4 protein-coding genes are annotated in these 8666 nt (G+C 52.5%); all 4 read left to right on the forward strand.

Annotated features, from left to right (window positions below; all coding sequences use genetic code 11):
- On the forward strand, window positions 1–293 hold a 293-nt coding region (locus tag PZA18_RS23170), incomplete at its 5' end, for a hypothetical protein (RefSeq protein ID WP_284103275.1).
- Window positions 294–659: 366 nt separating this feature from the next.
- On the forward strand, window positions 660–1301 hold the full coding sequence (locus PZA18_RS23175; protein WP_284103276.1) for a hypothetical protein: 642 nt from the start codon (window positions 660–662) through the stop codon (window positions 1299–1301).
- Window positions 1302–1356: 55 nt separating this feature from the next.
- A complete protein-coding gene (locus PZA18_RS23180) occupies window positions 1357–1998 on the forward strand; it encodes a hypothetical protein (RefSeq protein ID WP_284103277.1) in 642 nt (213 codons plus the stop codon).
- A gap of 755 nt (window positions 1999–2753) precedes the next feature.
- On the forward strand, window positions 2754–8666 hold a 5913-nt coding region (locus PZA18_RS23185; RefSeq protein ID WP_284103278.1), incomplete at its 3' end, for a calcium-binding protein.

The following is an 8666-nucleotide window of genomic DNA, read 5'->3' on the forward strand; positions in this document are numbered from 1 at the left end:
CCCCCAAGACCCCGCAGAGGGGAGCGATGGGGGACAACAATGGCAACGAGGCCGATATCGACAGCATCGGTACCAATGAAGCCGATATCGACCACCTGCCGGGTCTGGGCCAGCCGGTCGATCCGACCCCGCGAACCGGGCCAGCCGGTGCGGATTGGGCGACACGGCAAACCCATCTGCTGATCGACGCCATGGCAAGCTTCGAAGCCGACAGCTCCGCCAGCCTCAGCCACAACCCGTGGGATCGTGGTCATTACGACGCGATTGTGCTGGCAGGACATGGCGGGCACTAAGCTGACCCGTCGCCCCCAGGGCTGCCTGAAGCAGGGCTAGCCCACCCGCAGTAAAACACAACCCCGGCGCAGTCATGGCCGGGGTTTTGTTTTGTCAAACGCAACTTCTAGTCTGACACAGACAGCATCAAGTGCGTACAACTGACCATTGACCAATGGTCTTGCATCTATCATAGAAAGCACTACAAAATCTCGCCCTTTGCCAAAAATTTGCAAGGCTTAAAAATGTCTTTGGCATTTTTGTGAGCGTTTTGGGCTTCGCTTTGATGAATGCCTTGACTTAATCAGATATTAGCCGACGAGTTGGCTTGCTGGTGTTTTCTTGGTAAGGGTGCCGGCCGTTGCATTTTGTGAATGGAGAAACAAATGAAATCTTTTCCTTATGCTTTTTGCCTAATGAATCTTTTGCTGCTGTCGCAGCAGACCTATGGCGTAGAGGGCCCGTCAATTGGGCCGGCGCCAGTTGAGTTCGGTCAAGCTATGCAGGATGTCGATGCCGTGATCGAAGGGCAAATTGTGGCAATGCGTAGGCAATACAGAAACACAGATTCCGGGAAACTGTTTGGAACCGCAACTGATTTAATGACCACCGATTGCACCGATAGACCTTTCGACAAGGAAATTAAATTTCCATATTCAGATGATCTTATTGTTACGCTTGCTGATGCCAAAGTTTATTTTGGCAGAGATGGAAGGAAGCAAAATCCACAATTGGTAAAAGAGCTGGAACTCCGTTTAAATAATAGACCTTGTGAAGTAGGGATGGAATTCAGAAAAATTCTTAAAAATGATCGTTGGCTGTTTTTAAGTTGGCTCACAGCCACCCCTCATATGGGTAGTGATGAGATTGCCTATGCTTATCTGAAACACACGCCAAGATTTCTGGCTTTGCCGACTTACCCCGAGGGTTGGCGATATGAGCCAAAGTTTTCATTGTTTGCCGATGGAGTACAGCCTGTGTCTTTATTAGATACATTGCTTAATAAGATGAAAGAAGTACGCAAATAAAGGGAGATTGTGCTGAACACAATTTAGAACTCTCACCATATCAATGGAGTGATAGATGAAATCCGTATTTCAGTTTATGAGTCTATTAGGCTTGTTGGCGCTATCCGTCGTGGTGTATGGCGATGAAGGGCCATATATTCCACCGGCGCCGGTCGAATTCGGTGACATGATGCGCCATGTAGATGCGATTATAGATGGAAAAATTGTTTCTATGCATAGGCAATATATAAACCTGCATAATGGCAAATTATTTGGCGATAAAACAGATTTGACAGAAATGGACTGCGTCGATCGCGTGTTTGATTCAAAAATTGAAGAGTCGTACGCAGACGGCTTGATTGTGGTGCTTACTAACGCAAAAATCTTTCATCGCAGTAAAAATACAAGAAATAATCCAGAGCGATCGAAGTTGATTCAACTGCGTCTTTTCCATGATTCACCATGCAAAGTTGCATCCTCATTTAGGAAGCTATTAAAGAGTGAACGTTGGCTATTTCTTAGTCCGAGCGCGGTCACTACAAATAGAGAAGGTTATGGTTTGACTTATGCTTATTTGAAAAAAAGCCACAAATCATACGCTTGGCCAGGTTACCCCAATGACTGGCGATTTGAGCCGAGTTTTTTATCCTTTGCTGATGGGGTTCAGCCCGTGTCTTTGTTGGATGTTTTAATCAAGAAACTGAAGGAAGCGCAGTAATGAAATTAGGCAGTGACGCAATTGATGCAATGAAGCATGTTGCTCCTTGTAAATTTGCAGGAAAATCGGTTGTTTACTATTCTTTTATAGAAACAGTAGAAGATATCCCTCAGGAGTATAGGAGTGATTTTAAAATTCGTCAATGGAATGGCGACTATAAAAACAGGGTAATACCTGATGCGCTAAAGAAGTTTTCAGAATTTCTACCTGTAGATTTCGTTTTTACGAATGATGTAGCTAAGGCAGATATTAAGTTTTGTTTATATGAAAAGTTTAGCACTAGAGGTCAATGGAATATTGAGGCTCAAATCCTGACGATTGATACCACATTGCTCCCGATGGAGCCTTACAACAGAACATTATTGCATGAGATAGCGCATGCGTTAGGTCTTGATCATACTTTTGTGACAATGGGGATGCAACCTAACACCGAACAAGTTGAGAAAATTCAGTTGGCTAGCCAGGGCCTAACTAAAAATGATTACTCGCTACTCTGTTCGAAAGAGCATGATATTGGACCGCAAAGATATGGTGTTCCGGGGTTGGATCAAGTCGCTTTGCAGGATATCTGGGGGGCACGTAGAAACGCGAAGTCTGGAAATGACGTATATCTTATTGAAGAAAAGGAATTTGAGCCGGGAATAAGTAAATCTAGAATTACAATTTTTGATACGGGAGGTGTTGATGAAATTTCCGCTGAAAATGTCAAAGAGAAAGATGTCCATATTTATCTAGAAGGCGGAAAAGTCAGCAAATTGGGAGGTGAAAGCGATATTGCCATTGCTTTCGATAATTTTACCGGGCCTGACCAAATAGAAAATGCCAGAGGTGGAGAAGGCAATGACACGCTTGAGGGAAACGACGTAGGGAATAAACTTCGCGGCGGCAAAGGTAATGACTCGCTGATAGGTGGTAAAGGCAACGACCGCTTGGAAGGCGAAGCCGGTAAGGATGTTCTGAAAGGTGATGAGGGGTTTGATACCTACATTGCCGATACATTCGACCGCATCCGTGACGACGACAAAGGCGAAGGCAAGGTTTATCTGAAGAATGCCGAGTTGACTGGTGGCGTGCGCAAGAAGAGCGACCCGGCGAATGTCTACAAAAGCCGTGATGGCCGGTTCGTGTATGTGCTGGCGGGCGACCAGCTGACAATCAATAACGGTCTGGTAATCGAGAACTTCAAGAATGGCCGGCTGGGTATCAATCTGCGTACGGTCAAGGATGATGACGGAGGGGACACCGGCCCCAGCACTTCGACCGCCGAAGCGGCGCAGTCGCCCATTGTGCTGGATCTGGATGGCGATGGCGTCGAGACAACCGGCCTGGGGAATGCGTATTTCGACCATGATCTGGACGGTCTGGCCGAGAAAACAGCCTGGGTGGGTGCGGATGACGGCTTGCTGGTCAACGACTTGAACCAGGATGGGGTGATTAATGATGGCAGCGAGCTGTTTGGTAATCACACCCAGTTGGCGGGCGGTGCTTTAGCCGAAGACGGCTTTGCGGCACTGGCGGGTTATGACAGCAACCGGGATGGCCTGATTGACGACAAGGATGCTGCCTATAACACGCTTCAGGTCTGGCGCGATGCGAATGGCAACGGGTATAGCGAAGAAGGTGAACTCAGCACCTTGGCGGCGGCCGGGGTGAAGTCGATTGGGGTTCGGGCCAGCAAATCGTCTCAGGTTGATGGCAACGGCAATGCCCACAAATTGACTGCTTCGCTGGCGCTTAGCAACGGCCGTGTCAGCACCGCTGCGGATGTGTGGTTCAAGACCAATCCTGGGCAAAGAACCTTTACCGGGCGCCTCGCACTGACGGCTGCCGAGCTTGCTCTACCCAATGCACGCGGATTCGGCCAGATGCTTGATTTGCGGCAGGCGCTGGTCAACAACCCCAAGCTTAAAACCGAGCTGGACAATTATCTGAGCGAAAACGACCCCACCCGTCGTAACGGGTTGCTCGATTCGTTGATTTATCGCTGGGCGGGTGCTGCGGATGTTGGACCAAACAGCCGCGACTATGGCCCACCATACGGCCATGTGATTGATGCACGGCAACTGGTTACGCTGGAGCGTCTGGTGGGTAAAGGGTTTATCGGCACACGATGTGGGGGGTGGCCGGATGGCCCCAACCCTCATGGCGCTGCAGCACCTTATCTGATTGCCGAGTATTTGAAGTTCAAGCAATACACCGAAGCGCAATTGCTGGTGCAAACCCGTCTTGCTGGTGAACTGGGCGAGGTGTTTCCCAACCTGGCCGGCTATTCGGAAGGTGTTATTTGTGACTGGGATAAGTTATCTGCCGTTTTGAACCGCTTGCAGGGGTCTGGCCAGACCGAGCGACTGCTTGAGGTGATTGGCACGGTGAATGGATTAGGCCGATATTGGCCGGATTTCCAGTCACAGAAAATCGAGCAGTTTGCGGCACTGTCTACGGCCAATGCAGCGCTGGCTCCCTATCTTGATCTGTCTACGATGGTTGGCTCAAATGTCAGCGATGATCTGATCGGTGAAGAGCGCGATACCGTGTTTCGTGGGTTGGCCGGCAACGACCGCCTCTATGGCAAGCGCAGTAACGATACCTACCATTTTGATCGCACCCTGGGGACGGACATCGTTGTCGATTCCGGCGGGAAGGACCGGTTTGTCTTCGGGTCTGGCATCACAGCGGCCGACTTGTCGTTCTCTCGTACCGTTACGGCAGTCGTGATCACCTTGAAACGGCCGGAGGGTGGCCCACCGGGCAGCATCCGCATCGAGAACTTCTTCGAGATCAACGGGGCGATAGGCGCAGGTGCTATCGAAAGCCTGCAATTTGGCGATGGCAGCCAGATGAGCCAGGCGCAAATCATTACGTTGGTTAATCAGTCGATTGTTACGCCGGGCGATGATTTGATTTTTGGCGATCCTGGCAATAACACGCTGAATGGGGATGCAGGTAACGACACCTTGCTAGGTAGAGAAGGTGATGACTTGCTCAAGGGCGATGCGGGCGATGACCAGATTCTCGGAAACGAAGGGGATGACACACTGGTTGGCGGGAAGGGCAATGACACGCTACGCGGCGATGAAGGCGCTGATGTATTCCGGTTTTCCTTGGGTGATGGAAGGGATGTGATTGATTCCTACAGAACTGATGAGCCGCTGCGCGACCGCATTGAATTCGATAACACCATTGATCGATCCAAGCTGCGTTTCAAGGCTGATGGCTTCACGCTGAAAATAGAAATCAGCGAAACCGACAGCATCGAAGTTGAGAATTACTTTCTTAATCTCGAAACGGAAAAATCCAGCGTCAACACCATTTCCTTTGCGGATGGCACGGTCTGGACCCATAAGGAGGTCATCGCTGCGATGCAAGGTGCCTCAACGGATGGGGATGATCAGTTGATGGGCTTTGATGGGAACGACTCCTTGGTCGGTTTGGGCGGGAGTGACACTCTGGATGGGCAGGACGGGGATGATAGCCTTGATGGCGGGGCTGGCAATGACTCCATCCGGGGTGGTCAAGGCAATGACACGTTGATTGGCGGGACTGGTGACGACACGCTCAATGGTAGAGACGGAGGGGGGGGCGTTGAGGTCTACCGCTTTTCTGCCGGTCATGGGAAGGATGTCGTTTGGGGATCAACAAGTGATCAGCTGGTGCCTGATCGTATTGAGTTCGACGCCTCAATTGATAAGGCAAAGATCAGAGTCCTTAAGCGCGGCCCTAACCTCTTGTTGATGACCTCACCGACCGACAGCGTACTGGCTGGTAGCTATTTCGACGGAAGCGACGTTCGTCTGTACGACATCCATTTTGCTGACGGCAGTATTTGGACCTTTGATGATATCAAGGCAAAGCTGCTGGGCAGCGCGACTTCTGGCGCTGACAGCATTCAAGGGTTCGATTGGCAAGACGACTCAATAGTTGGGCTTGGTGGTAACGATATCCTTGAAGGTTTAGGCGGCAACGACACCCTGTCCGGCGACGATGGCGATGACTCGGTGGACGGTGGTGATGGCAATGATTCGCTGCTCGGGGGTAATGGCAACGACACGCTGCACGATATACACGGGAACAATACGCTGCTTGGCGGGGCGGGTAACGATGATCTATCGGGTGGAGAAGACAGCAGCTTCCTGGATGGCGGCGCAGATGACGATACGCTGGGCGGAAGCTCCCGACGCGATACCCTTCTGGGAGGCGCCGGTAATGACAAGCTCTACGCAGGCAGTGGCGACGACAGCCTGGAAGGTGGCGATGGCGCAGACTACCTGAATGGCGATGATGGTGACGACTGGCTGGCCGGCGGGCGTGGCAACGATACACTCGAAGGTGGCCGAGGCGCCAATCAATACCTGTTTGCCAAGGGGGATGGTGTCGATACCATCATCGACCCCTACAAAGAAGCGTTCACCATTTATATCCAAGATCTATCCCTCGACGAACTCTTCTTCCGTCGGGCTGATACCGAATTGCTGGTTGGGTTCGAATCGAGCCTGACCGACAAGGTGATTCTCAGCAAGTTCTTCCGTGACGAGAAGCCGGTCACCAGCATCAAACTGATTCATGCAGATGGGCGGACCCTGACCCTGGATCCGCAACAGCTAATGCGCTTGACCTCGGCAGGCACTAATGGCCCGGATTTGATTGAAGCGCTTGAGGGCAATCAACGTCTCAGCGGCCTGGCTGGTAACGATACCCTTACCACCGGTGATGGCGACGACAGCATTGACGGCGGTAGTGGTGATGACCAGCTGAAAGCAGGTAATGGCAACAACACTCTGATTGGTGGAGAGGGCCACGATACGCTTGAAACCGGTAGCGGTGCCGATAGCCTGGATGGTGGGAACGGGAATGATCGCCTGCTGGCTTCGGCCGGTGATGACACCTTGGTAGGTGGCGGCGGTAACGACACATTAAATGGCGGTCTGGGTGATGATCAGTACGTGTTCAGCGCAAGCTTCGGTAATGATGTGCTGAACGACGAAGGGGGGCTGGAAACCCTAGTCTTCAAGGGAATCAAGCCCGGTGATATCACCGTATCGATTGATGGTAACGACCTCCTGCTACGCCATAACACAACAGGCGATGTCCTGAGGGTGGTCAACCAGCATCAGACCGATCCTCAAGCTACGCTGAATCGTGTGGTGGATAAGGTTACTTTCGATGATGGCACTGTGTGGGATCACAGCACCCTTCAGCGCTTGTCATTACCAAGTACAGCAAATGCCGATAGCCTGCTGGGTTACCTCGACAATGACACGCTTGATGGACAGGACGGCAATGACACCATCAATGGCCTGACGGGTAACGACGAGATTCGTGGCGGTGCCGGCGATGATTCGCTGGATGGTCATTGGGGAAATGACGCGATCTGGGGCGGCAGCGGACATGACACCATAGATGGCGGCCTGGGCGATGACGTTGTGCGAGGCGGTGAAGGTAACGACTCTATTTTTGATTACCACTCCGGCAAGGACACCCTTTATGGTGAAGCGGGCAATGACACACTGTTTGGCGGCTGGGATACCGATGTATTGGATGGTGGGGACGGTGATGACCAGCTGATCGGTGGTGCCGCATCAGATACATTGATTGGAGGGGCCGGCAACGATTTGCTGATTGCGAGCTTCCGTGAAGATGAGTTTGATTGGGACCCGGCCTTGCTTGAAGGCGGCAAAGGAAATGACACACTGTTCGGCACAGGCGCAGACGACATTTACCGCTTCAATCTGGGAGATGGCAAAGATGTGATCACCGAGTCACCCTTGCGATTGTCAGTTGTCGATGGTCAGCCATTCTCCCGCAACGACCGCCTGGAATTTGGGACAGGTATTCAAGCAACAGACTGGGCTTTCCTGCGTGTTGGCGAAGATCTGGTGGCGCGCCATCGCAATGGCACAGATGAGATAACCGTACGTGCTTGGTTCCGAGATTTGCCTGTCGAACTCTATAAGATTGACAACTGGGTATTTGCTGACGGTACGACCTTGGACAGTGCGGCGATTGAGGCCCGCACGATTACACAAGGCACAGATGCCGGTGATCGACTCCAGGGGGATCGCAACACCGCCGACCGCATCCGCGCGGGCGGGGGGAACGACACCGTGTTCGGTCTGGGTGGCAACGACGAACTCAAAGGCGAAGCCGGCAACGACTACCTCGATGGCGGTGACGGCAACGACACGCTGGATGGCGGCAGCGAAGACGACCAGCTCAATGGTGGGGCGGGCGACGACAGCCTGGTCGGTGGCGCTGGCAACGACAAATACGTCTTCAGCGGTGCTTTCGGTCAGGACACGATCGACAACACCGGTGGTGGTCAGGACTGGATCTTCTTCAACGACCTCGACCGCAGCCAGCTCACCTTCAAACAGGACGGCAAAGACCTCATCATCGGCGTGGTCGGCGATACCAGCCGCAGCGTGCGCATCCTCGGCCACTTCAACGGTGGTGCGGCGGCGATGGCCTATGTCCAGCCCAAGGGCGGCAATTCGCTATCGGCCGTAGACATTGCCAAGCTGATCAGCGGTGGCAGCACCCCGACCAACCAGACCCTGACCGGCACCCCCCAAGCCGACAAACTGACTGGCGGCGCCGGCCATGACACCCTCGATGGGGGCGCGGGTAATGACACCCTGATCGGCGGTGCCGGCAACGATGTCTACCGCTTC

Origin of the sequence: Parachitinimonas caeni, assembly GCF_030129945.1 — a bacterium.
Lineage (GTDB): Bacteria > Pseudomonadota > Gammaproteobacteria > Burkholderiales > Chitinimonadaceae > Parachitinimonas > Parachitinimonas caeni.

What these genes read in the sequence shown, in the direction of transcription:
- PZA18_RS23180 (WP_284103277.1), top strand. Translation starts at nt 1,357, where the DNA reads ATGAAATCCGTATTTCAGTTTATGAGTCTATTAGGCTTGTTGGCGCTA.
- PZA18_RS23175 (WP_284103276.1), top strand. Translation starts at nt 660, where the DNA reads ATGAAATCTTTTCCTTATGCTTTTTGCCTAATGAATCTTTTGCTGCTG.